Raw genomic sequence first — 23,576 nt, 5'->3', positions numbered from 1 at the left:
AACCGATGAATAACGCTATTTTTAGCACTAAATCATTTAATTTTTAGATGAGTGAGCATGTACAAGACAACACTCGAACAGTGGTATCTGCTCGACGCTGTAGTGAATGAGGGGAGTTTTGCGCTGGCAGCGGAGAAGAACAATCGCAGCCAGTCCTCACTGAGTTATCAGCTGAGCCTGTTACAGCAGCGGCTGGGTTTGACCCTGCTTCAGCAGGAGGGCCGCCGCGCTGTCCTGAGTGCAGAGGGACATCAGTTGCTGGCACAGGTGCGTCCGCTACTGGAGGGATTCGGCGCGCTTGAGGCGCAGGCCAGTGCACTGCAACGCGGCGAGCGTTCGCGCATCGATCTGATGGTCGATGCGACGCTACCCAAACCCTTGCTATTCGATGTGCTTCAGACCTTTCAGCAACGCTATCCGCATGTCCGCATCTGGTTTAGCGAAATCGTCCGAAGCGAAACGCCTGACAGACTGGCGGAGCATCAGGCTGATCTCTGGCTGGTAGCGCAATATGGTGACACGCCGTTAGCAGGCGAAAGCCTGATGAGTGTCGATTTCGTCGCCGTCGCCCATCGCGACCACCCGCTGCACCGCGAATCCGCCCCGCTTAGTGCTGCTACGCTGGCACGCTGGCCCTGCATTACCATTCTGGATCGTCAGCAACAGCAGCAGTCGGAGGTCAATGGCGATCAGGCGGAGAACTGGTCATTCACGACGCTGTCGGCAGCCATTGAAGCGGTCCAGCATCAGTTAGGTTATGGCTGGCTGCCGGAACAGAATATCGCCGCGCTGTTAGAGAGCGGTGAGCTCCGTCCCCTGCCGCTGCTGCAGGGCCGCCGACGCAGTAGTTCGCTGGTGATGTATATCAATGAAGAAAGACTACCCGGCAACAGCGCCATTACTGCCCTGGCACAGATGTTTATTGAACGAGTGGCTGCATGGGAGATGCGTGGTTAGCTGAAGGTTAGCTTGCTGCCTAATCTTCTGAGAATTTGACTGTCAGAGTGCCACCGTCCAGCATCCCATATTGTGTTTTATCGGGTTTACTGGAAACAGTGAAAGGGATAAGCCAGACCTTAGCCGAACCCTGAATTTTAGCATCCAGGAAGGTTATGCCCTGCTGATCTGCAGCCCTCTTCGCTTCCTCCCAGGAGCGCCACCTATCCTGATGTTTCAGCCAGGAGACCCGGTAATTTTGTCATAACAGTCGAATTGCTTTGTGATGAGTTTCGGGAATGGCAGAAAAGCACGCTCGTACTTATAGTCAGTTAACCCGGGAGACTGCATCAGCGCACTGTCTGATGAGCAGCGCCTGCGTTTCATTAAATTTGTTAAGCCCTGTAGTGCAGGGCTTTACGTTGCCGAGCCGTTTTCTGACATAAAAATCAGTGACGGATCTGTGAAAGTTCATCTTCTGAGAGACCGGTCATTTTCATGACGGTGTTACGGTCGATGCCGTTCTGCAGCATAGTGCGGGCAACCTCGAGTTTGCCTTCATTTCGGCCTTTCTCGATTCCACGCTGTTCACCAAGCTGAATACCTTTCTCGATGCCCTTCTGCTCCAGCTGCTGTGCGATGGTCATAAGTGCGTCTCCGTGTTGCGGCACTCGCTGTGCCAGTTCGCGCACGAAGGCTTCGGAGTCAGCCGACTCGCCTGCCTGCAGTAAATAGTGTATCAGCGCTGTTACCTGGGGTGAAGAAAGATAATCAGCCATCAGTAACGTGGCCAGCCGATCGGTGAGAGTCGCGATGTCACGCTGATGAATGTGCTTCTGTAACAGCGTCAGCGCCGCCATGCTGCGGTGCCCCATGATTTCCTCATCCGGGATCACCGTGACATCCACCAGTGGAAAGGCGCTGCCATAGAGGTTTTCCGCCAGCGAAGGGTCTTCAAATTCGTCGAGCCAGCGTGTTGAATACGGATAAGGGCTGCGTTTGCCGGTATAGAACAGTACCGGTATAACCAGCGGCAGCTGCTTATGGCCCGCTTCAAGGTGGCGGTGCATAGCCGCCACAGCGTATCGCATCAGCCTGAATGCCATATGCCTGTCCGGCGTAGACTGATGCTCAACCAGGACGTGTATGTACCCATCCCCGTTACTGGTCTTCAGGCTGTAGAGGATATCGCTGAAATACTGGCGAAGATCGTCTTCAACGAACGAACCGGATTCAAGTTTCAGGGTGCTGAGGTCGCATATAGCGCGCAGTTCGGCGGGCAGATGCAGTTCCATGAAGTCGCGGGCAATGTCCGGCTGTGAGAGAAACTGCCGGAAAGTGGCATCGTGAGGTGTGGGAGTGCTGTTCTTTTTTTTCATCGGGCCTGACTCTGATATTCACATTCGTAGGGGATTACAGGCCAGATGTCTGGCCACCTCCATCATCAATGCGGTTTATCCCCGCTAGCGCGGGGAACACTCTTAATGTATGTGGCTGTAAAATATGATGATTTTACCCTCATAAAAAAATCACCACTAAATTCACGTATTTAAAGATCAGTAACTCACTGATTTATAAGAGTCAGGAAGAGAATCAGCAGCAGTCCATCCAGATTCACCGGAATATGCATTCTTACGCCGGTTTTATCAATCTGGATAAAAGCATCATCAAAGACATCAACCTGACCATACGTGAGAAAGATCATGGCAACGGCTTAAGGGGTAAAAACTCATAAACGGTGCCTTTTGATTCCTCTGCCACCAATAAATTTAGCTATCACGCGGACTTACTTTTGAGGCCTGTTAATCGGAGCAGTAATACGCTCAAGCGCTACCCGAGCCAGAAAGCCCGAGCGACTTTTGTATTCGGGGTGTGAAGCCACACAACGATCAATCCGATCAATTAACGACCTGGGTAAAGTGACATTGATTTTTTCAGAGCCGCCCAGCAAGCGAATGACATCTACATCAACCAATGCCCAGATATAACCCTGATATTCAGGATTCGTGGCCAGAGTCTCAATGGTGGACACGGCAGGGATCTCATGACCGAGTTCTACACATAATTCGATATGCCCTGTGATAGCCTCTTTGGCGTTTTTAATGGCTTCATCAAGAGTATCCCCGGCAGAGAAACACCCTGGTAAATCGGGAACGATTACGCCGTATGCGTGTTCGTGATCACCCGCTTCAATCGCGATTGGATAAAACATATTCATACCTCTACGGGCAAGCGGGATTAAATTCTCGCTTGTTTCCTGATGCTCTTTACCGTACCGATCGGTAAGTCTTTTTTAGGATGGGGTACTGTAACCAGCCCCGGTTTTGTCGGATGTGTGAAATGGTGATGGCTACCGTCTATCCTTGTCAGAACCCAGCCATCAGCCTTCATTTCGGAAATTAACGTGCTGCTATCCATCCCTGTGTCCTGTCGCGTCCCGATGAAAGCACGATAACTCTAATAACTCTCACAGGCAACGTTTTCAGGGTTATTGGGGTTACCTTTAGTCTTAACCCAAATCGATTCTTGCCATACAGCACCAAACTCCAGGCGAAAAAAAAGCCCCCATAACGGGAGCTTTTTTCTTTAGTAGCAGAAACTTATTTCTTCTTCGCTTTTGCGTTAGGCAGATCGGTGATGCTGCCTTCGAAGATTTCTGCCGCCAGACCGACTGACTCATGCAGGGTCGGGTGAGCGTGGATGGTCAGCGCAATATCTTCCGCATCACAACCCATCTCAATCGCCAGACCGATTTCGCCTAACAGCTCGCCGCCGTTAGTACCGACAATCGCGCCACCAATAATCCGGTGCGTCTCTTTGTCGAAAATCAGTTTGGTCATGCCGTCTGCACAATCAGAAGCGATAGCACGGCCTGAGGCTGCCCACGGGAAGGTGGAGGTCTCGTAGCTGATGCCCTTCTCTTTCGCTTCTTTCTCGGTCAGACCGACCCAGGCAACTTCTGGCTCAGTATAGGCAATTGAAGGGATCACTTTCGGATCGAAGTAGTGCTTCAGACCAGAGATCACTTCTGCCGCCACGTGGCCTTCGTGCACGCCTTTGTGCGCCAGCATTGGCTGACCGACGATGTCGCCGATAGCATAGATGTGTGGCACGTTGGTGCGCATCTGCTTGTCGACGCGAATGAAGCCGCGATCGTCCACTTCCACACCCGCTTTACCGGCATCCAGACCTTTACCGTTCGGCACACGACCGATCGCCACCAGCACTGCGTCGTAACGCTGCGCTTCGCCTGGTGCTTTTTTACCTTCCATTGAAACGTAAATGCCATCGTCTTTTGCTTCAACGGCGGTCACTTTAGTTTCCAGCATCAAGTTAAATTTCTTGCTGATTTTCTTGGTAAAGACTTTCACCACGTCTTTATCCGCAGCCGGGATAACCTGGTCGAACATCTCAACCACATCAATCTCTGAACCCAGCGCATGATAAACCGTCGCCATTTCCAGACCGATGATGCCGCCGCCCATGACCAGCAAGCGCTTCGGCACTTCTTTCAGTTCCAGCGCATCGGTAGAGTCCCAGACGCGTGGATCTTCATGTGGAATGAATGGCAGTTCGATTGGACGTGAACCCGCAGCGATAATGGCATTATCGAAGTTGATGGTGGTCGCGCCGCCTTCTCCTTCAACCACCAGGGTGTTAGCACCGGTGAATTTGCCGAGGCCGTTAACCACGGTGACTTTACGACCTTTTGCCATTCCTGACAGGCCGCCAGTCAACTGGTTGATAACCTTCTCTTTCCAGCTGCGAATCTTGTTGATATCAGTAGATGGCTGGCCAAACACAATGCCGTGCTCTTCAAGGGCTTTCGCCTCTTCAATCACTTTAGCAACGTGCAGCAGCGCTTTAGATGGGATACAACCGACGTTCAGACAAACACCACCCAGGGTGCTGTAACGCTCTACCAGTACGGTTTCCAGACCTAAATCCGCACAACGGAAGGCTGCAGAGTAACCTGCAGGACCTGCCCCAAGTACTACGACCTGGGTTTTAATCTCTGTACTCATCATGACCTCTTAATTGATATCCGGCGGGTCAGACTTTCTTATAATGCCCTTGTTCCACCGGGACTTTCACCGCAAGAGTTTACAGAATTGTTAACAAACTGCCAACCGCGGCGCGACGAATCGTTACAGGAAGGCCGGCTTCCGCCGGCCTTCTTTACATTTACATAACTAAACGACGAATGTCAGACAACATATTGCCGATGATGGTGATGAATCGCGCACCATCAGCACCGTCGATTACGCGGTGGTCGAAGGAGAGAGAAATCGGCATCATCAGACGCGGAGTAAACTCTTTACCGTTCCACACCGGCTCCATCGCCGATTTAGAGACACCCAGGATAGCCACTTCCGGCGCGTTCACGATCGGCGCGAAGTGCGTAGTGCCCAGGCCGCCCAGGCTGGAGATGGTGAAACATCCGCCCTGCATGTCGCCCGCTGTCAGCTTACCGTCACGCGCTTTCTTCGAAATCGCCATCAGTTCACGCGACAGCTCGGTGATGCCTTTCTTGTTCACGTCTTTGAAGACCGGAACCACCAGGCCATTTGGCGTATCAACCGCCACACCGATGTTGATATATTTTTTCAGCGTCAGTTTCTGCGCATCTTCAGACAGCGAGCTGTTGAAGCGTGGCATCTGCTCAAGCGCCGCCGCGACCGCTTTCATGATGAACACCACCGGGGTGTACTTCACATCCAGCTTACGCTTCTCTGCTTCAGCATTCTGCTGCTTACGGAAGGCTTCCAGATCGGTGATATCGGTTTTGTCGAAATGCGTAACGTGCGGGATCATTACCCAGTTACGGCTCAGGTTCGCGCCAGAAATTTTCTGGATACGACCCAGTTCGACTTCTTCGATTTCGCCAAATTTACTGAAATCAACTTTCGGCCATGGCAGCATGCCTGGCAGACCGCCGCCGCTGGCTGCAGCTGGTGCCGCTTCAGCGCGTTTCACGGCCTCTTTCACGTAAGTCTGCACGTCTTCTTTCAGAATGCGACCTTTACGGCCGGTACCTTTGACTTTCGCCAGGTTAACACCGAACTCGCGCGCCAGGCGACGGATCACCGGGGTAGCGTGAACGTAAGCGTCGTTCTCTGCGAACTCACCTTTGCTTTCCGCTTTAGCTGGAGCGGGTGCCGCGGCTTTAGCTTCAGATTTGGCAGCAGGAGCCGGTGCGGCTTCCTGTTTCGCGGCCGCAGGGGCAGCCGGAGCAGCACCTTCGACTTCGAACACCATGATCAGTGAGCCGGTGCTGACTTTATCGCCGGTCGCCACTTTCAGCTCTTTGACGGTACCTGCAAACGGCGCAGGCACTTCCATAGAGGCTTTGTCGCCTTCAACCACAATCAGTGACTGCTCAGCTTCAACTTTGTCGCCGACTTTGACCAGTATCTCGGTAACTTCAACTTCATCACCGCCGATATCCGGAACGTTAACGTCTTTGGCGCCTGCAGCCGCGGCAGGTGCCGATGCCGCTTCTTCTTTCACTTCTGGCTTCGCGTCAGAGGCCGGTGCTGCGCCTTCTGCTTCAAAGACCATGATGGCTGAACCGGTGCTGACCTTGTCGCCGGTGGAAATAGTGATCTCTTTGACCACACCCGCGAACGGAGCCGGGACTTCCATCGACGCTTTATCGCCTTCCACCACAATCAGTGACTGCTCGGCTTCGACTTTGTCGCCAACCTTAACCAGAATCTCAGTGACTTCAACTTCGTCACCGCCGATATCCGGCACAGCCACTTCTTTGCTGGCAGTGGCCGCAGCAGCGGCTGGCGCTGGCGCCGCGTCCGCTTTTTTCTCTTCGGCGGCGGCAGGTGCTGCTTCCGCAGCGCCTTCAGCATCAAACACCATGATCAGTGAGCCGGTTTCAACTTTGTCACCGGTAGAGATTTTGATCTCTTTCACTACGCCAGCCTGCGGCGACGGCACTTCCATTGAGGCTTTGTCGCCTTCCACGGTGATCAGCGACTGCTCGGCTTCCACCTTGTCGCCAACTTTCACCAGAATCTCGGTGACTTCAACTTCGTCAGACCCGATATCCGGTACCTTAATTTCGATAGCCATTACTCTATTACCTCTTAAGCCAGACGCGGGTTAACTTTATCGGCATCGATATTGAATCGGGTGATCGCGTCGGCCACCACTTTCTTCTCGATCTCGCCGCGTTTAGCCAGCTCACCCAGCGCGGCAACCACCACATAAGATGCATCAACTTCAAAGTGATGACGCAGGTTCTCACGGCTGTCAGAGCGACCAAAGCCATCGGTACCCAGTACGCGATAATCGCTGGCCGGGACATAGCTACGAACCTGCTCAGCGAACAGTTTCATGTAGTCGGTTGAGGCGACAGCAGGTGCGTCGTTCATCACCTGAGCGATGTAAGGTACGCGCGCTTCTTCTGTCGGATGCAGCATGTTCCAGCGCTCACAATCCTGGCCATCACGTGCCAGTTCAGTGAACGAGGTGACGCTGTAGACATCAGAGCCGATACCGTAATCTTTCGCCAGGATCTGCGCAGCTTCACGCACATGACGCAGGATAGAACCTGAGCCCAGCAGCTGCACTTTGCCTTTGCTGCCGTCTACCGTTTCCAGTTTGTAGATACCCTTACGGATACCCTCTTCTGCACCAGCGGGCATTGCTGGCATATGGTAGTTTTCGTTCAGCGTGGTGATGTAGTAGTAAACGTTCTCCTGCGCTTCGCCATACATACGCACCAGACCGTCATGCATGATGACAGCGACTTCATAGGCGTAAGAAGGATCGTAGGAGATACAGTTCGGGATAGTCAGCGACTGAATGTGGCTGTGACCATCTTCATGCTGCAAACCTTCACCGTTCAGGGTAGTACGACCTGAGGTGCCGCCTACCAGGAAGCCGCGCGCCTGTTGGTCGCCCGCCAGCCACATCAGATCGCCGATACGCTGGAAGCCGAACATCGAGTAATAGATGTAGAACGGGATCATCGGCAGGTTGTTGGTGCTGTAAGAGGTCGCCGCAGCCAGCCAGGAGGAACCTGCGCCCAGCTCGTTGATCCCTTCCTGCAGAATCTGGCCTTTCTCGTCTTCTTTGTAGTAAGCAACCTGCTCGCGGTCCTGCGGGGTGTACTGCTGACCGTTCGGGCTGTAGATACCAATCTGACGGAACAGACCTTCCATACCAAAGGTACGCGCTTCATCAGCAAGGATCGGAACCAGGCGATCTTTGATCGACTTGTTCTTCAGCATCACGTTCAGGGCACGTACAAAGGCGATGGTGGTTGAGATCTCTTTGTTCTGCTCATCCAGCAGCGCACTGAACTCTTCGAGTGCTGGCATTTCCAGCTTTTCAGTGAACTTCGGCTGACGTGTTGGCAGATAGCCGCCTAACTTCTCACGCTGACCGTGCAGATACGTGTGCTCTTCAGAGCCCTTTTCAAAGGTCACGTACGGCAGTGATTCAATTTTGTCATCTGAAACTGGCACGTTGAAGCGATCACGGATATAGCGCACGCCATCCATGTTCATCTTCTTCACCTGGTGAGCAATGTTTTTGCCTTCCGCGGTGTCGCCCATACCATAACCTTTGATGGTATGCGCCAGGATCAGTACTGGCTTGCCTTTGGTGTCCTGCGCTTTTTTCAGTGCCGCGTAGATTTTCTTCGGATCGTGGCCGCCACGGTTCAATGCCCAGATTTCATCATCGGACAGATCTTTAACCAGCGCGGCGGTTTCCGGATATTTACCAAAGAAGTGCTCACGCACATAGGCACCATCACGGGATTTAAAGGTCTGGTAATCGCCGTCGACGGTTTCGTTCATCAGCTGAATCAGCTTGCCGCTGGTATCTTTGCGCAGCAGCTCATCCCAGCGACCGCCCCAGATGACCTTGATCACTTCCCAGCCAGCGCCGGCAAAGATGCCTTCCAGCTCGTTGATGATCTTGCCATTACCGGTAACCGGACCATCCAGACGCTGCAGGTTGCAGTTGATGATGAAGACCAGGTTATCCAGTTTTTCACGGGTCGCGATGGTGATCGCGCCTTTAGATTCTGGCTCATCCATCTCACCGTCACCCAGGAAGGCGTAAACGGTCTGAGCAGAGGTATCTTTCAGGCCACGGTGTTCCAGATACTTCAGGAACTTCGCCTGGTAGATAGCCGACAGCGGACCCAGACCCATTGATACGGTCGGGAACTGCCAGAATTCCGGCATTAATTTCGGGTGCGGATAAGAAGAGAGGCCTTTACCGTCAACTTCCTGACGGAAGTTATTCATCTGGTCTTCGGTCAGGCGGCCTTCAAGGAACGCACGGGCATAGATGCCGGGAGAGATGTGGCCCTGGAAATAGACCAGATCGCCGCCATCCTTCTCACTGCGCGCGCGGAAGAAGTGGTTGAAGCACACTTCATAAATCGTCGCAGAAGACTGGAAGGAGGACATGTGGCCGCCGAGTTCCAGATCTTTCTTCGATGCGCGCAGCACCGACATGATGGCGTTCCAGCGAATTGCGGAACGGATACGACGTTCAAGAGAGGTATTGCCCGGATAATCGGGTTCATCTTCAACGGCAATAGAGTTGATGTAGTTGCTGATTGCAGAAGATCCTGCAGCCACGTTTACGCCGCCTTTGCGGGCTGCACCCAGTACCTGATCAATCAGATACTGTGCACGTTCAACACCTTCTTCACGGATGACCGATTCGATCGCCTGTAGCCAGTCACGAGTTTCAATCGGATCCACGTCATTGTGTAAACGTTCTGACATGGGTGTGTTCCTTATCTGTGTCTAATACGTTGAATAATCGGGAGCCTGTTAAAGCAGATGCAGGCAGGCTCGTCGCACATGTCCGTACGATCTTTGTCGCACGTTATTCCTTACGTTGCTGTAAACGACGCAGGGAGCGTTCTCGACGGCTCTGCTCCCGACTTCTGTCCAGCAAGATTTCCTCTATGAACGCCAGGTGACGGTGTGAAGCCTCGCGCGCTTTTTCTGGCTCACGAGCCACAATCGCCTCAAAGATTCTGGCGCGGTGACCGCTCACTTTTGCCAGCATTTCCCGGCGCGAGTAGAGCAATTCGAAATTCTGGCGAACGTTTTGTTCCAGCATAGGGCCCATTGAGCGTAGCAAATGTAAAAGCACAACATTATGGGCCGCTTCTGTGACAGCGATCTGATACTGCATCACTGCGTCCGCTTCGGCGTCTAAATCGCCGCTGTCCTGCGCCTGCTGGATATTCACATGGCAGTCGCGAATGCGCAGCAGGTCTTCCTCTGTGCCGCGCAGCGCCGCGTAATAGGCGGCGATGCCTTCTAAAGCATGGCGCGTTTCCAGCAGATCAAACTGTGATTCCGGATGGTCGGCGAGAAGCTCAACGAGTGGATCGCTTAAGCTTTGCCAGAGATTCTCCTGCACGAACGTTCCGCCACCCTGTCGGCGCAGCAATAATCCTTTGGCTTCTAAGCGCTGGATCGCTTCGCGGAGAGACGGACGTGAGACATCGAATTGTTTGGCGAGTTCGCGCTCAGGCAGCAGCTTCTCTCCCGGACGCAGGGTCCCTTCCATAATCAGCGATTCGAGCTGTTGCTCGATAGCGTCGGAGAGTTTAGGTTGGCGAATCTTACTGTAAGCCATCGTCCCTTCTTATTAAGCCAATCGTCCGGAGTAAATTGGTAATACCAATTGCAAAGAGGTGCCGGTAAAGTAACAAAGTATTCACCTTGTGTCTATATGGTGTCTGCGACATTCACCTGCCCCCAAAGCCTGTGCTGGCGCTAACTTGCGGTTAAAAAAATGAAAAATTCGCGTTATCGCAAATGTTAAATAATTTCACTTTTACCAAACCTTACACCCGCTTAGCGCGTTAGCGCAGCGGCAGACATAAGTGAAAGCTATTCGTCATTAACGGAATTTCATGGCAGAAGTTGCTGTGGGCAGACGTGACCAGGACGGCGTTTTTTCAGTCAACTCTCAGCACGAAAGGCGAAAGCAGGTGCAAAGCGATTCGCTTATCACTATTCTTGTCGCCAGGGTAGCAGATGGCACTATTCAGTACGCCAGATACCGTAAAATAATCAATACGTTATTGTAACTACTTCATTACAGCGTCCTGCGCTGCGAACGAAGAATAAAAACATCACGAGGTTTGTATGGAACAACAGCAAGGCGAAGCGCTGAAACGTGGTCTCAAGAACCGCCATATTCAGCTCATCGCGCTGGGTGGTGCAGTGGGAACCGGCCTGTTTCTGGGCAGTGCATCGGTCATTGAATCCGCCGGACCGGCCGTAATTCTGGGCTATGCGATTGCCGGTTTTATTGCCTTTTTAATCATGCGTCAGTTAGGCGAAATGGTCGTGGAAGAGCCGGTCGCCGGCAGCTTCAGCCACTTCGCGTATAAATACTGGGGCAACTTTGCAGGCTTCGCCTCGGGCTGGAACTACTGGGTGCTCTATGTGCTGGTCGCCATGGCGGAACTCACCGCCGTTGGCAAATATGTCCAGTTCTGGTGGCCAGACTTTCCGACCTGGGCTTCGGCTGCCATCTTCTTCGTGATGATTAACGCCATTAACCTGACCAATGTGAAAGTGTTTGGTGAGATGGAGTTCTGGTTCGCCATCGTTAAAGTGGTTGCGGTGATTGGCATGATCCTGTTCGGAGGCTGGTTGCTGTTCAGCGGTCACGCGGGTCCGCAGGCTACCGTGCGCAACCTGTGGGAACAGGGCGGATTTTTCCCGCATGGCATCGGCGGTCTGGTGATGGTCATGGCGATTATCATGTTCTCGTTTGGTGGTCTGGAGCTGGTAGGTATCACCGCCGCTGAAGCGGATAACCCGGAAGTGAGCATTCCAAAAGCGACCAACCAGGTGCTGTGGCGTATTCTGATTTTCTACATTGGTTCGCTGGCGGTGCTGCTGTCACTGATGCCGTGGACGCGTGTCACGTCAGAAGTCAGCCCGTTTGTCTTTATCTTCCACGAGCTGGGCGATGCCATGGTAGCGAATGCGCTCAACGTGGTCATCCTGACAGCGGCGCTGTCGGTCTATAACAGCTGCGTTTACTGTAACAGCCGTATGCTGTTTGGTCTGGCACAGCAGGGTAATGCGCCGAAAGCGCTGCTGAAGGTCGATCGTCGTGGTGTGCCGGTGTTAACGATTCTGGTCTCTGCTGTCGCCACTGCGCTGTGTGTGCTGATCAACTATCTGATGCCGGGTGAAGCGTTTGGTCTGCTGATGTCGCTGGTCGTCTCTGCGCTGGTGATCAACTGGGCGATGATCAGCCTGGCGCACCTTAAGTTCCGTCGTAAGAAAGATCAGCAGGGCGTAACCACCCGCTTTAAAGCGCTGCTCTATCCGGCGGGTAACTGGATTTGCCTGATTTTCCTGGCGGCGATTCTGGTACTGATGGCGACCACGCCGGGCATGGCGATCTCTGTCTGGCTGATTCCGGTCTGGCTGGTGATTCTGGGCGTGGGTTACTTTATCAAGAACCAGACACAGAAAGCCTGATGCTTTACCACGTGCTGCGACCTCCTGCGGGGTTGCAGCACGTCACCCGCGCCTCTCTGACCGTCTCAACTGTCCCGATCCAGTTCACACTTCTCTCCCCGCAACTGTTTTGTCCATCTTCATAACGAATTACTCCCGTTCATCTCGCTGATTTCCTGCCAATAATTCCTGTTCACACTGGATGCGCAGGAGAAAACCATGAAAGGTACAGCCCTCCCGTTTCGGGAAAAACTGGGATATGGCATGGGCGATGCCGGATGCAACATGATTGGCGGTGCCATCATGCTGTTCCTGAACTACTTCTATACCGACGTTTTCGGCCTGGCCCCGGCGCTGGTGGGGACCCTGCTGCTCTCGGTCAGAGTGCTCGATGCGGTAACCGATCCGATTATGGGCGCGATCGCCGATCGCACCCAGAGTCGCTGGGGACGTTTTCGTCCCTGGCTGCTGTGGGTTTCCGTACCTTATGTGGTGTTCAGCGTTTTGATGTTCACCACGCCAGACTGGACCTATCACAACAAGGTGATCTGGGCATTCGTCACCTACTTCCTGATGTCGCTGACCTACACGGCGATTAACATTCCTTACTGCTCTCTGGGCGGCGTGATTACCAACGATCCCGGTGAGCGCGTCTCCTGCCAGTCTTATCGCTTTGTCATGGTCGGCATCGCTACGTTGATACTCTCTCTGTCCCTGCTGCCGATGGCAGAGTGGTTCGGTGGCGAAGACAAAGCGCGCGGCTACCAGATGGCGATGGCGGTACTGGCAACCATTGGCCTGGCGATGTTTCTGTTCTGCTTTGCCACGGTACGTGAACGTATCCGCCCTGCCGTGCCGAGCAATGATGACCTGAAAAAAGATCTGCGTGACGTCTGGAAGAATGATCAGTGGGTACGCATTCTGCTGCTGACCTTCTGTAACGTCTGTCCCGGCTTCATCCGCATGGCGGCCACCATGTATTACGTGACCTGGGTCATGGGCCAGTCGACGCACTTCGCCACGCTGTTTATCAGCCTGGGTGTGATTGGCATGATGGTCGGCAGCACGCTGGCGAAACTGCTCACCGATCGCTGGTGCAAACTCAAAGTCTTCTTCTGGACCAATATCGCGCTGGCACTCTTCTCCAGCGGTTTTTACTGGATCGATCCCCACGCCACCGTGATGGTCGTGGTCGCCTACTTTGTACTGAATATCCTGCATCAGATCCCCTCTCCGCTGCACTGGTCACTGATGGCCGATGTGGATGACTACGGCGAATGGAAAACCGGCAAACGCATCACCGGCATTAGCTTCTCCGGCAACCTGTTCTTCCTCAAGGTGGGACTGGCGGTTGCCGGTGCGATGGTCGGCTTTCTGCTGTCGATCTATGGCTACAATGCAGGTGCTAAGCAGCAGTCACCTGAGGCGATTAACGGCATCATGCTGCTGTTCACCATTATTCCGGGTGTCGGCTATCTGATTACCGCCGGTGTGGTACGACTGATGAAGGTCGACCGCAAAATGATGATTACCATCCAGCAGGATCTCGCGCTGCGCCGCGAAAACTTCTATGAGTTACACACCGTTCGCCTGCGCGACGGTGTTGTCACGCCAACCGGAGATGTTAAATGACCGCAATCTTGCCGAATCCTTTTATCGAGCAGCGTGCCGACCCCTTTATCCTGCGCCATGAACAGTACTATTACTTTGTGGCATCGGTGCCGGAGTATGACCGGCTGGAGATCCGTCGCGCCACGACGCTGGCTGGCCTGCGCAGCGCCGAGCCGGTAGTCGTCTGGCGCAAGCCCGAGAGCGGCCCCTTTAGCGAGTTAATCTGGGCACCTGAGCTGCACTACATTGACGGACAGTGGGTCATCTATTTCGCGGCAGCACCGACGCGTGAAATCAAAGAGGGACTGTTTCAGCACCGGATGTATGCGCTGGTGAGTGAGGCGGAAGATCCGCTGCAGGGCGATTGGCAGCCCTGCCGCCGGGTCTTCAGCCAGTTCGACAGCTTCTCACTGGATGCTACCCACTTCGTGCATCAGGGTAAAAACTGGTATCTCTGGGCGCAGAAAGATCCATTGATTCCCGGCAACTCTAACCTCTATCTGGCTGAGTTGCTTAATCCCTGGACGCTGAAAGGCACACCGGTGATGCTGAGCCGGCCAGAATATGAGTGGGAGTGCGCAGGCTTTAGCGTTAATGAAGGACCGGCGGTTATCCGTCACGGGGATCGGCTGTTTGTGACCTACTCTGCCAGCGCCACCGATGAGAATTACTGTCTGGGAATACTGTCGATTGCTGCTGATGCCGATCCGCTTGATGTTGCCGCATGGCAAAAGTCTGCACGTCCGGTATTTGTCTCCAGCTGGGACAACCATCAGTATGGGCCGGGTCACAACAGTTTTACCCAGGATGAGGCGGGACGCGACGTGCTGGTGTACCACGCACGTAACTACACTGAAATTGAAGGCGATCCGTTATGGGATCCGAACCGCCATACACGACTGAAATATTTCAGCTGGCGGGAAGATGGCACGCCTGATTTCGGCGTGCCGCCTGCCGATTACACCAGCGTGCCGTAAATCGTCAGCAACGCGACAGCGACAACCAGTACCAGTGAGGTACGTTTCGCTAACGCCACGGCAACCCGTGGCGTTTCGACTTTATCGGTGTGCGGATCGCGTGACAGTGAGAACTGCGCCAGGGTCGTCAGCACCTGATACTGAGAACGATGCCGATCGGTCAGCGAAGCAAACCAGGCGGGCAGCGCTTTTTCGCCATGACCCAGCAGGGCGTAAGCCACACCCGCCAGCCGCGCAGGGATCCAGTCGAGAAGATGCAGAATGGCATCCACGCCAGATTGTGAACGCGCCATCGGTGTTCCATGCTTTGCCAGCCAGCCTTGCCAGGCCCGCAGAAAAGCGTAACCCACCAGCAGCACTGGCCCCCATGGACCGCCCGCCACCAGCCAGAACATTGGCGCAAGGTAGAAACGGAAGTTTATCCAGATCAGGGCATTCTGCAGTTCACGCAGGAACTCGCGCTCGCTGCATTCCACCGGCACGCCATGAATCAGCGTCAGTTCAGCCGCCATCGCCTGATGCGCAGCGTCGTCGTCATGACTGGCCGCTTTCAGGTAGCTGTGGTAGTGCTGTCGCACCGACCCGGCACCGATACAGAGCAGTCCGGCAACAATCCAGAAGAGCAGTTGCAGCACGCCAAACAGCAGCCCTTTCAGACTCCAGATCACCAGCGCGGTCAGCGCCATCGCCAGCACGGTCATCAGCAGGGTACGCATCATTGAGAAATGGTGGCGCTGGCGAAAGATCGGCTCCAGCCGGTGTTCGAGCTGCCAGTGCTCGCCCAGTTTAAACAGGCGCTCCCAGCCTAAAACCAACAACAAGGTAAACAACGTCATACTGACTCCGCAAAAATCAGGATTTTTGCTGCGTTAACAGCTGTTTGTAGTAGTCCCAGTCAAAAGCAGGTCCGGGATCGGTTTTGCGTACCGGTGCGATGTCACTGTGCCCCGTGATACGTGCAGGCGTTAACGGATAGTGTTGCAGCAGTAATTGCGTCACCTGCTGCAAGGCCCGATATTGCGCCTCGCTATAAGGCTCACTGTCTGTTCCTTCCAGTTCGATGCCTATGGAGAAGTCGTTGCAGTTCTCACGTCCTTCGAACTGCGAAATGCCTGCATGCCAGGCGCGTTTATCAAAGGGGACATACTGCACGATCTCCCCGTCACGGCGAATCAGGCAGTGTGCCGCCACTTTCAGCGCGGCGATATCCGCAAAATAGGGATGGGCATCGGGCGGTAAGGTGCCGGTAAACAGTTTATCGATCCATGGCCCGCCAAATTCACCGGGTGGCAGGCTGATATTGTGGATCACCAGCAGTGAAGGTGCCTCATTATCAGGGCGTTCGTTGCAATGCGGCGACGGCACATGACGCACGCGGGTCAGCCAGCCCTGTTTGATTTTCATAGCGGTTTTCCTTATTTCACCTGGCTGAGAATAGCATGAATAATAAAGGATTCTTGCTTCTTAGTGTGCCGGTCTGATGACATTCACGCACTGTGTGTTAAGGATACTAAACAAAATGCTATCAGTTGCTGGAACCGAATGGCGGTTCAGGCTATTGTGACCGCCTCTGTCATTCCCCTTTCAGGAGTAAAACGCCTATGTCATCCCGTGGTTATGATCCCGACAGCCGTCGTCAGGCGCTGATTAAACGCATTGAAAGTGACATTCCGGATAGCGTTGCGCTGGCGTTAAAAGAAGATCTAGGGGGCGAGATCGACGCTGACCGCGATATCACCGCGCAGCTGTTACCCGCCGATACCCAGGCCGATGCGCAGGTCATCACCCGCGAAGCCGGTGTTTTCTGTGGTAAACGCTGGGTTGAAGAGGTGTTCATTCAGCTCGGCTCACACGCGACCCTGATCTGGCATGTCGAAGATGGTGATCAGATCGAGGCTGACCAGCTGCTGTTCGAAATCGAGGGGCCTGCCCGGCTGCTGCTGACCGCCGAGCGAACGGCGCTTAATTTTGTGCAGACGCTCTCAGGCGTTGCTACCGAAGTCAGCCGCTATGTCGCGCTGCTGGCGGGAAGCCAGACGCAACTGCTGGACACGCGTAAAACCCTGCCCGGACTGCGGACTGCGCTGAAATATGCCGTGTTGTGCGGCGGTGGCAGCAACCATCGGCTGGGCCTCTCTGACGCTTATCTCATCAAAGAGAACCATATTATTGCCAGCGGTTCGATTCGGCAGGCAGTGGAAAGAGCGCAATGGTTGCAGCCCGATGTGCCGGTTGAAGTTGAGGTGGAATCGCTGGAGGAGTTACGTCAGGCGCTGGAAGCGGAAGCCGATATCGTGATGCTGGATAACTTCAGCCTGGAAGCGATGCGTGCCGCCGTCGAACTTAATCAGGGTCGGGCGTTGCTGGAGGTCTCCGGTAACGTCACCGAAACTACCCTGCCACAGATCGCCCTGACCGGCGTGGACTATGTTTCGGTTGGCGCGCTAACCAAACATGTGCGGGCGCTGGATCTCTCGATGCGCTTTAAACAAAAATAGCCTGCCTCGCCGTCACTCAACACGGCGATTTTGCGACCCTGCTTCCGGCGCAGTTTCGACTGCGCTGTAAGTCTGAAATCTGTTCACATCACGCTTTCCAGTTTGCCCATCTCTGCCTGTCTTTTACTGCCCCCGATTTTTAACCTGTCGCCTTCTTAATACGGAGACGATGTGATGAATTATCAACGTGGATTTACGCTGGTTGAACTGATGATTGTGGTGGGTATTGTGGCAATCTTAAGTGCCATCGGCCTGCCCGCTTATCAAAATTATCTGCAGCGTGCTGCCCTTACTGACATGCTGCAAACCATGGTGCCCTATAAAACCGCTGTTGAGCTTTGCGCCATGGAGCGCGGCGGCCCGACGCAGTGCCAGGCCGGAGAAGCGGGTATTCCTGCTGCCAGGGGATCGCGCTATGTCTCAGCACTGAGCGTGACCAACGGGGTCATTACGCTGACCGGCCAGGAGAGCCTGAATGGGCTGAGCGTTGAAATGCTGCCTCTCTGGGACAGCACCGAGGGCGGCATCAGCTGGCAACGCAGTTGCACCAGCAGCAACAATAGCCTGCGTGACAATTGCCTGCAGCAGTTCCGCTTTGCGGATAAAGGAGCCAGCGATGAGCAAGCCTGATGAGGCGATCGCGGCATTATGTCAGCGCTATCGCGCCCTGGTTTTGCACCATGATGCCAGCCAGCTGCGTGTTGCCGTCGCGGAGAGCGTGCCGCCAGGGCTGGCTGAAGCCCTCCATTTTGCCAGCCAGTGTCAGATTGAAATCGAGTGCTGGCCGCAGGCCCGGCTCGACCAGCTTCAGCACGCTGGCACACCGCTTGTAGCGCGCGAAGAGGCACCAGCAGAATCAGCGATCGAAGCGACACAGCTGATCCTGCGTCAGGCGCTGGAGCGTCGCGCCTCTGATGTCCATATCGAACCCGGCCGTGATGGCCTGCGGGTGCGTTTGCGTATCGATGGCGTATTGCACCCTCTATCTTCCCTGCCCGTCACCCAGCCTGCTGCGCTGCTGGCGCGACTGAAGATCCTCGGCGGACTGGATATCGCCGAACGCCGGTTACCGCAGGATGGTCAGTTCAGTCTGGAGATCGCCGGTAAACCCGCCTCTTTTCGCCTGGCCACCTTACCCATCTACGGTGGTGAGAAAGCGGTGGTCCGGCTGTTGCAGAGTGAAAGCGCGGCGCTGTCGCTGGATAAGCTCGGCTTACCCGCCGCGCAGTTGCGCCTGTTCTGCGCCGCGCTGGCGCAGCCGCAGGGGCTGATTCTGGTCACCGGGCCTACCGGCAGCGGCAAGACGTTTACGCTCTATAGCGGACTCAGTGCCCTGAATACGCCGGAAAAAAATCTGTGCAGCGTTGAAGATCCGATTGAGATCCCCCTGCCCGGCATTAACCAGACGCAGATCCATGCTAAAAACGGCCTCGATTTTAACCGCGTGCTGCGGGCGCTGCTGAGACAGGATCCGGATGTGATCATGGTTGGGGAGATCCGCGATGCTGAAACGGCGGAGATTGCGGTTAAAGCGGCACAGACCGGGCATCTGGTGCTGTCGACGCTGCACACCAACTCCACCGCCGAGACCCTGACCCGGCTACGACAGATGGGTATTCCCGGTTATCTTCTGGGGTCGGCGCTGAAACTGATTGTTGCTCAGCGCCTGGTTCGACGCCTCTGTCCCCACTGCCGTCAGCCCGCTCAGGCGGTGGCGCACTATCCTGCGGAACTCTGGCCCGGTACCTTGCAAACCTGGCGGGCACCCGGCTGCGACCACTGTTTTTCCGGCTATTTTGGCCGGCTGGCGCTGTTTGAACTGCTGCCGATCAATGCCAGGCTGCAAAATGCAATCGCCGCCGAAATGCCGCTGGAAAATCTGCTCAGCCTGGCGAAACAGCAGGGATTACGCACCCTGTTGGTTTCAGGCCTGGAAGCAGTAAGCCGGGGCGATACCTCGCTGGAAGAGATGCAACGGGTGATTGGGCTGGACGATGGCTGATGCGTCTTTATTTCGCTGGCAGGCGGTCGATAGCCAGGGCCAGTTAGTCAGTGGCCAGCTACTGGCTATCGACAGTGATAACCTGCTGCTGATGCTGGCGCAGCGCGATCTTCTGCCGGTGAGCTGGAAGCGAGAAAAAGTGTGGCGTCAGAGGGAGTGGAAGTGGCAGCACAAAACCGATCTGATTCGTCAGCTGGCAACTCTGCTCAAAGCGGGACTGCCGCTGGCAGAGAGTCTGGCTTTGCTGGCTGAGGGCCATCCGCATGCAGGCTGGCGTGCTCTGATGCTCGCCCTGCATCATCGGGTACTCAGCGGTGCCCCTTTTTCTCAGGCTTTACGTGAATGGCCGCAGATTTTTCCGGCGCTCTATCCGGCCCTGATGGAGGTGGGCGAACTGACCGGTCAGTTGGATACCTGTTGCAGTGAGCTGGCCCGGCAGCAGATCCGGCAACAGCAGTTATGGCATCAGGTGACGAAGGCGCTGCGTTATCCTCTGTTCATTCTGCTGGTGGCGATTGCGGTCACCTGCGGCATGCTGCTGTTCGTTCTGCCAGAATTCGTTGCCGTTTATGACTCCTTTGATGCCCCCCTGCCCGCCTTTACGGCAGCGGTAATGCAGTTATCTGCCGCGCTTCAGGAGTGGGGAGCGGTGTTAGCCATCGGCGTATCGCTGATGCTGGTGGCGTGGCATCAGTTACGACGACGCTCTGCGGGCTTGCAGCGCCGTGAGCAGGCGATTTTCCTGCGCATCCCGCTGCTTTCCGGGTTATGGCGTGGCACGCAGCTGACGCAGATCTACACCATTCTGAATCTGACACAGCGCGCCGGGTTAACTTTGCTACAGGGACTGGCTGCCGTTGAAGTGACGCTCTCATCATTGCTATGGAGGGAAGCAATGGCCGGACTGCAGCAGCACATTGCTCAGGGGAATCCTCTGCATCAGGCGCTGATGCATCATCCGCTGTTCACACCATTATGCGGTCAGCTGGTTCGCGTCGGCGAAGAGGCGGGCGCGCTGGATTTAATGCTGGCTCGTCTGGCGGAATGGCATGAGGCAGAAACCCGTGAGCGCGCTGACACACTGGCTGCTTCGCTGGAACCGATGATGATGGTGGTGATTGGCGGCATTGTCGGCACGCTGGTGATTGCGATGTATCTGCCGGTGTTCGGGCTGGGTGATGCGATGCATTAAGGGGCGCAGGCTGCGCCCCGGATGACTATCGGTTGAAAACGCGGTTTTCCTGTTCATTAACCCGGATAAAGGTGGTGCGCTTGGTCAGCTCTTTCAGCCGCTCCGCGCCCACGTAGGTGCAGGCGGAACGCAGTCCACCCAGAATATCGCGCGCGGTGTCAGCAACCGGGCCACGCAATAGCAGCTTCACCGTCTTACCTTCTGCTGCGCGATATTGCGCCACACCGCCAACGTGACGCTTCATCGCCGATTCGGAACTCATGCCGTAAAACAGCATAAAGCTTTCGCCATTCTCTTCGACCACCTGCCCTTCACACTCATCATGTGCCGCCAGCATACCACCCAGCATCACGAAGTCGGCACCGCCGCCAAACGCTTTCGCAATATCGCCAGGCACTGAACAGCCGCCATCACTGACAATCTGTCCGCTTAAGCCATGCGCCGCATCGGCACATTCAATGACAGCGGAAAGCTGCGGATAGCCCACGCCGGTTTTCACCCGGGTTGTACAGACCGAACCCGGGCCAATGCCGACTTTGACGATATCCGCGCCAGAGAGAATCAGCTCTTCCACCATTTCGCCCGTTACCACGTTACCGGCACAGATGGTTTTAGCCGGGAAGGTTTCACGGGCGCGCTGCAGAAAATCAACAAAATGCTGAGAATAGCCGTTGGCCACGTCGATGCAGATAAACTGCAGATCGTCTGACAGCGCCATAATCGCAACCAGTTTATTGAGATCGGCCTCCGAGGTGCCGGTTGAAACCATCACATGTTTCAATACCGTCGCGGGGACGCGCTGAATAAACGCGCGCCACTCATCTACGCTGTAATGCTTATGGACTGCTGTAAGGATATTGAAGCTGGCCAGCGCCTCAGCCATTGAAAATGTGCCGACGGTATCCATGTTGGCGGCGATAATCGGTACGCCGCTCCAGCTCAGGCCCGAATGTCTGAAGGTAAAGCTGCGTTCCAGCTCAACCTGTGAGCGACTTTGCAGCGTGGAGCGTTTGGGGCGGATTAAGACATCTTTAAAGCCCAGTTTTAAATCTTCTTCAATACGCATAAACAGTGTCCTGGTAAGTGGCAATGAATCGTCGTTCACGAAGTAAGCACAGCTCCAGTGACGTTATGATACGCGCCTCTCGCTGCGCGACAAGACTGCGAATTTCACTTTATTTACGCTACAATCCGTTAAATTTAATTGTGGTTTATCGGTGTGATCTGACGCGCATTTTTGCGTTTTTTATACAGATCATTACCCTGAAGCCCTGTCGAAAAGAGAAGTCAGGTGAGAAACATGCCCTATATCGTCGCGCTTACAGGGGGGATCGGCAGTGGTAAAAGTACGATTGCCCAGGCATTCGCAGCGTCTGGCGTGGAAATTATTGATGCTGACCTGATAGCACGTGAAGTTGTCGAACCCGGCACACCCGCTTTGCAGGCCATTCAGGCGCGCTATGGCACGTCGATAGTGACTGATGAGGGGAAGCTTGATCGTAGCCGGCTTCGCGACATTATTTTTCAGCAGCCGGAAGAAAAAAGCTGGTTAAACGCGCTGCTGCATCCACTGATTAATGCCCGGACGCGTCAATTGATCGCCGAAGCCACCACACCTTATGTGCTCTGGGTGGTGCCGCTACTGGTGGAAAATCAGTTACAGCACCAGGCTGATCGGGTACTGGTGGTGGATGTTGATGAGGCAACGCAGTTAGCGCGCACCCGGCAGCGCGATCATCTTTCCGTCGCGCAGGCGAAACGCATTCTTGCCGCACAGGCGACGCGCCAGCAGCGCCTCGCCTGTGCCGATGACATTATTGATAACAGTGGCGAGCCCGACGACGCCTTGCCGCAGGTTGCCGAACTCCATCAGCGCTATCTCAGGCTGGCGGCAACGAAACAGGATTAATACCATGAGCACACCCGTTCTGTTTGAACACCCACTGAATGAAAAAATGCGAACCTGGTTACGGGTTGAGTTTTTGATCAATCAGTTAGATGAAATTGTCCCACTGGATAAAACCGTTAATGCGCTGACCTTTTTTCGCCTGATTAGCGAGCTGCTCGACATTTTTGAGCGGGGCGATATGCGTACTGAATTGTTAAAAGAGCTGGAGCGTCAGCAGCAAAAGTTACGTGCATGGGCTGATGTGCCAGGTGTTGATATGACGCTGGTTAATGCCCTGCGCGATAAACTCAAAATTCAGTCAACGCAGTTAATGAATGCCCCACGTATGGGCCAGCAACTCCGCGAGGACCGTCTGATTGCCCTGGTGCGGCAGCGCCTGAGCATCCCTGGTGGATGCTGCAGCTTTGATTTGCCAGGCCTGCACATCTGGCTCCATCTGCCACAGGAAGCACGCGATGCGCAGGTCGAAGCCTGGATGCAGACGCTGGAGCCACTGCATCATGCGCTGGCGATGATACTGGATTTGATCCGCCAGTCCGGCGCGTTTCATGTGCAGACCAGCCTTAATGGTTTTTATCAGGATAATGCCGAAGGCGCCGATCTGCTGCGACTGCAGTTGTCGCTGGAGGATGCGCTCTATCCACAGGTGTCCGGACATAAAAGCCGCTACGCCATTCGTTTTATGCCGCTTGATAGTGAGCGTGGTGAAGTTCCGGCCCGCCTTAATTTTCAACTGGCCTGTTGTTAGAGGTAAAAATGCAGCAAGAAGTGATGACCGTTGCCTGTCCGCAGTGCGGCAAAGATGTGATCTGGGATGAACTCAGCCCGTGGCGCCCCTTTTGCAGTAAGCGCTGCCAGCTCATTGATTTAGGTGAGTGGGCCGCAGAAGAGAAACGCATTCCCAGCCGCGACGATATGAACGACAGTGACAACTGGAGTGAAGAGGATCGCTGATAGCCGAACCG

The 23,576-nt window shown here is 54.7% G+C and carries 21 protein-coding genes and 1 pseudogene; 11 read left to right on the top strand and 11 right to left on the bottom strand.

Going from position 1 to position 23,576, the window contains the following annotated elements; genetic code table 11:
* Window positions 1-57 precede the first annotated feature (57 nt).
* Window positions 58-957 carry a LysR family transcriptional regulator gene (locus tag AC6I8B_RS03525; protein WP_157353424.1) on the top strand — a complete coding sequence of 300 codons (900 nt, stop codon included), beginning with the start codon at window positions 58-60 and terminating at the stop codon, window positions 955-957.
* Between the two features lie 428 nt (window positions 958-1,385).
* Here AC6I8B_RS03525 and AC6I8B_RS03520 read toward each other — a convergent pair whose 3' ends face one another.
* The 8 genes and pseudogenes from AC6I8B_RS03520 to pdhR all read right to left on the bottom strand — a co-directional run bounded on the left by AC6I8B_RS03520 (window position 1,386) and on the right by pdhR (window position 10,572).
* Window positions 1,386-2,315, bottom strand: coding sequence for an Rpn family recombination-promoting nuclease/putative transposase (locus tag AC6I8B_RS03520; protein ID WP_033770970.1), 930 nt, complete (start codon window positions 2,313-2,315; stop codon window positions 1,386-1,388).
* A 236-nt stretch (window positions 2,316-2,551) separates the two neighbouring features.
* Window positions 2,552-2,641: pseudogene (locus AC6I8B_RS03515) on the bottom strand (CRISPR-associated protein Cas1); the annotation flags it as partial.
* A gap of 81 nt (window positions 2,642-2,722) precedes the next feature.
* Window positions 2,723-3,148, bottom strand: a complete 426-nt coding sequence (locus tag AC6I8B_RS03510; RefSeq protein WP_157353425.1) for a type II toxin-antitoxin system HicB family antitoxin — start codon at window positions 3,146-3,148, stop codon at window positions 2,723-2,725.
* A gap of 26 nt (window positions 3,149-3,174) precedes the next feature.
* Window positions 3,175-3,354 (bottom strand): type II toxin-antitoxin system HicA family toxin, encoded by a 180-nt coding sequence (locus tag AC6I8B_RS03505; protein WP_157353426.1) that lies wholly within the window; start codon window positions 3,352-3,354, stop codon window positions 3,175-3,177.
* A 182-nt stretch (window positions 3,355-3,536) separates the two neighbouring features.
* Entirely contained in the window at window positions 3,537-4,961 is a 1,425-nt protein-coding gene (gene lpdA / locus AC6I8B_RS03500; RefSeq protein WP_010253950.1) for a dihydrolipoyl dehydrogenase, read from the bottom strand.
* 160 nt (window positions 4,962-5,121) lie between these two features.
* Window positions 5,122-7,023 (bottom strand): pyruvate dehydrogenase complex dihydrolipoyllysine-residue acetyltransferase, encoded by a 1,902-nt coding sequence (gene aceF, locus AC6I8B_RS03495; RefSeq protein ID WP_010671838.1) that lies wholly within the window; start codon window positions 7,021-7,023, stop codon window positions 5,122-5,124.
* 14 nt (window positions 7,024-7,037) lie between these two features.
* Window positions 7,038-9,704, bottom strand: coding sequence for a pyruvate dehydrogenase (acetyl-transferring), homodimeric type (gene aceE / locus AC6I8B_RS03490; protein ID WP_157353427.1), 2,667 nt, complete (start codon window positions 9,702-9,704; stop codon window positions 7,038-7,040).
* A gap of 103 nt (window positions 9,705-9,807) precedes the next feature.
* A complete protein-coding gene (pdhR, locus tag AC6I8B_RS03485; RefSeq protein WP_010253942.1) occupies window positions 9,808-10,572 on the bottom strand; it encodes a pyruvate dehydrogenase complex transcriptional repressor PdhR in 765 nt (254 codons plus the stop codon).
* A 515-nt stretch (window positions 10,573-11,087) separates the two neighbouring features.
* On the opposite strand from pdhR, the gene aroP reads away from it, so the two are divergent.
* The 3 genes from aroP to AC6I8B_RS03470 all read left to right on the top strand — a co-directional run bounded on the left by aroP (window position 11,088) and on the right by AC6I8B_RS03470 (window position 15,010).
* Window positions 11,088-12,443, top strand: a complete 1,356-nt coding sequence (aroP, locus tag AC6I8B_RS03480; RefSeq protein WP_010253939.1) for an aromatic amino acid transporter AroP — start codon at window positions 11,088-11,090, stop codon at window positions 12,441-12,443.
* Window positions 12,444-12,641: 198 nt separating this feature from the next.
* A complete protein-coding gene (locus tag AC6I8B_RS03475) occupies window positions 12,642-14,054 on the top strand; it encodes a glycoside-pentoside-hexuronide (GPH):cation symporter (protein WP_157353428.1) in 1,413 nt (470 codons plus the stop codon).
* Window positions 14,051-15,010: a glycoside hydrolase family 43 protein gene (locus AC6I8B_RS03470; RefSeq protein ID WP_157353429.1), complete on the top strand. Its 960-nt coding sequence runs from the start codon at window positions 14,051-14,053 to the stop codon at window positions 15,008-15,010. The genes AC6I8B_RS03475 and AC6I8B_RS03470 overlap by 4 nt, the downstream gene beginning before the upstream one ends.
* Here AC6I8B_RS03470 and ampE read toward each other — a convergent pair.
* Both ampE and ampD read right to left on the bottom strand, forming a co-directional pair.
* Window positions 14,992-15,846, bottom strand: a complete 855-nt coding sequence (gene ampE / locus AC6I8B_RS03465; RefSeq protein ID WP_010253930.1) for a beta-lactamase regulator AmpE — start codon at window positions 15,844-15,846, stop codon at window positions 14,992-14,994. The two genes, AC6I8B_RS03470 and ampE, sit on opposite strands and share 19 nt — an antisense overlap.
* A gap of 16 nt (window positions 15,847-15,862) precedes the next feature.
* Entirely contained in the window at window positions 15,863-16,414 is a 552-nt protein-coding gene (gene ampD, locus AC6I8B_RS03460; protein ID WP_010671836.1) for a 1,6-anhydro-N-acetylmuramyl-L-alanine amidase AmpD, read from the bottom strand.
* A 197-nt stretch (window positions 16,415-16,611) separates the two neighbouring features.
* Here ampD and nadC point away from each other — a divergent pair, with 197 nt between their 5' ends.
* From nadC to hofC, 4 genes are all read left to right on the top strand, one after another.
* Complete coding sequence (gene nadC / locus AC6I8B_RS03455; protein WP_010671835.1) at window positions 16,612-17,508, top strand: carboxylating nicotinate-nucleotide diphosphorylase; 897 nt, start codon at window positions 16,612-16,614, stop codon at window positions 17,506-17,508.
* Between the two features lie 174 nt (window positions 17,509-17,682).
* Window positions 17,683-18,138, top strand: coding sequence for a prepilin peptidase-dependent pilin (gene ppdD, locus AC6I8B_RS03450; RefSeq protein WP_010253922.1), 456 nt, complete (start codon window positions 17,683-17,685; stop codon window positions 18,136-18,138).
* Window positions 18,125-19,510 carry a type II secretion system protein GspE gene (gspE, locus tag AC6I8B_RS03445; protein ID WP_010253919.1) on the top strand — a complete coding sequence of 462 codons (1,386 nt, stop codon included), beginning with the start codon at window positions 18,125-18,127 and terminating at the stop codon, window positions 19,508-19,510. Before ppdD ends, gspE begins: the two co-directional genes overlap by 14 nt.
* Window positions 19,503-20,702 carry a protein transport protein HofC gene (hofC, locus tag AC6I8B_RS03440; RefSeq protein ID WP_157353430.1) on the top strand — a complete coding sequence of 400 codons (1,200 nt, stop codon included), beginning with the start codon at window positions 19,503-19,505 and terminating at the stop codon, window positions 20,700-20,702. The genes gspE and hofC overlap by 8 nt, the downstream gene beginning before the upstream one ends.
* A gap of 25 nt (window positions 20,703-20,727) precedes the next feature.
* Here hofC and AC6I8B_RS03435 read toward each other — a convergent pair whose 3' ends face one another.
* Window positions 20,728-21,768, bottom strand: a complete 1,041-nt coding sequence (locus AC6I8B_RS03435) for a GMP reductase (RefSeq protein ID WP_050680478.1) — start codon at window positions 21,766-21,768, stop codon at window positions 20,728-20,730.
* 234 nt (window positions 21,769-22,002) lie between these two features.
* Between AC6I8B_RS03435 and coaE the strand changes: the two genes are divergently transcribed.
* The 3 genes from coaE to yacG are packed head-to-tail and all read left to right on the top strand — an operon-like array spanning window position 22,003 to window position 23,565.
* A complete protein-coding gene (coaE, locus tag AC6I8B_RS03430; protein WP_010253911.1) occupies window positions 22,003-22,611 on the top strand; it encodes a dephospho-CoA kinase in 609 nt (202 codons plus the stop codon).
* Window positions 22,612-22,615: 4 nt separating this feature from the next.
* Window positions 22,616-23,359, top strand: coding sequence for a cell division protein ZapD (gene zapD, locus AC6I8B_RS03425; RefSeq protein ID WP_010671830.1), 744 nt, complete (start codon window positions 22,616-22,618; stop codon window positions 23,357-23,359).
* Window positions 23,360-23,367: 8 nt separating this feature from the next.
* Window positions 23,368-23,565, top strand: a complete 198-nt coding sequence (yacG, locus tag AC6I8B_RS03420) for a DNA gyrase inhibitor YacG (protein WP_010253903.1) — start codon at window positions 23,368-23,370, stop codon at window positions 23,563-23,565.
* Window positions 23,566-23,576 lie beyond the last annotated feature (11 nt).

The organism is Pantoea sp. X-Soil-ISGK-285 (assembly GCF_059730815.1).
Note: the sequence above shows the minus strand (reverse complement) of the source record. Positions and strands in the feature narration are given on the sequence as shown.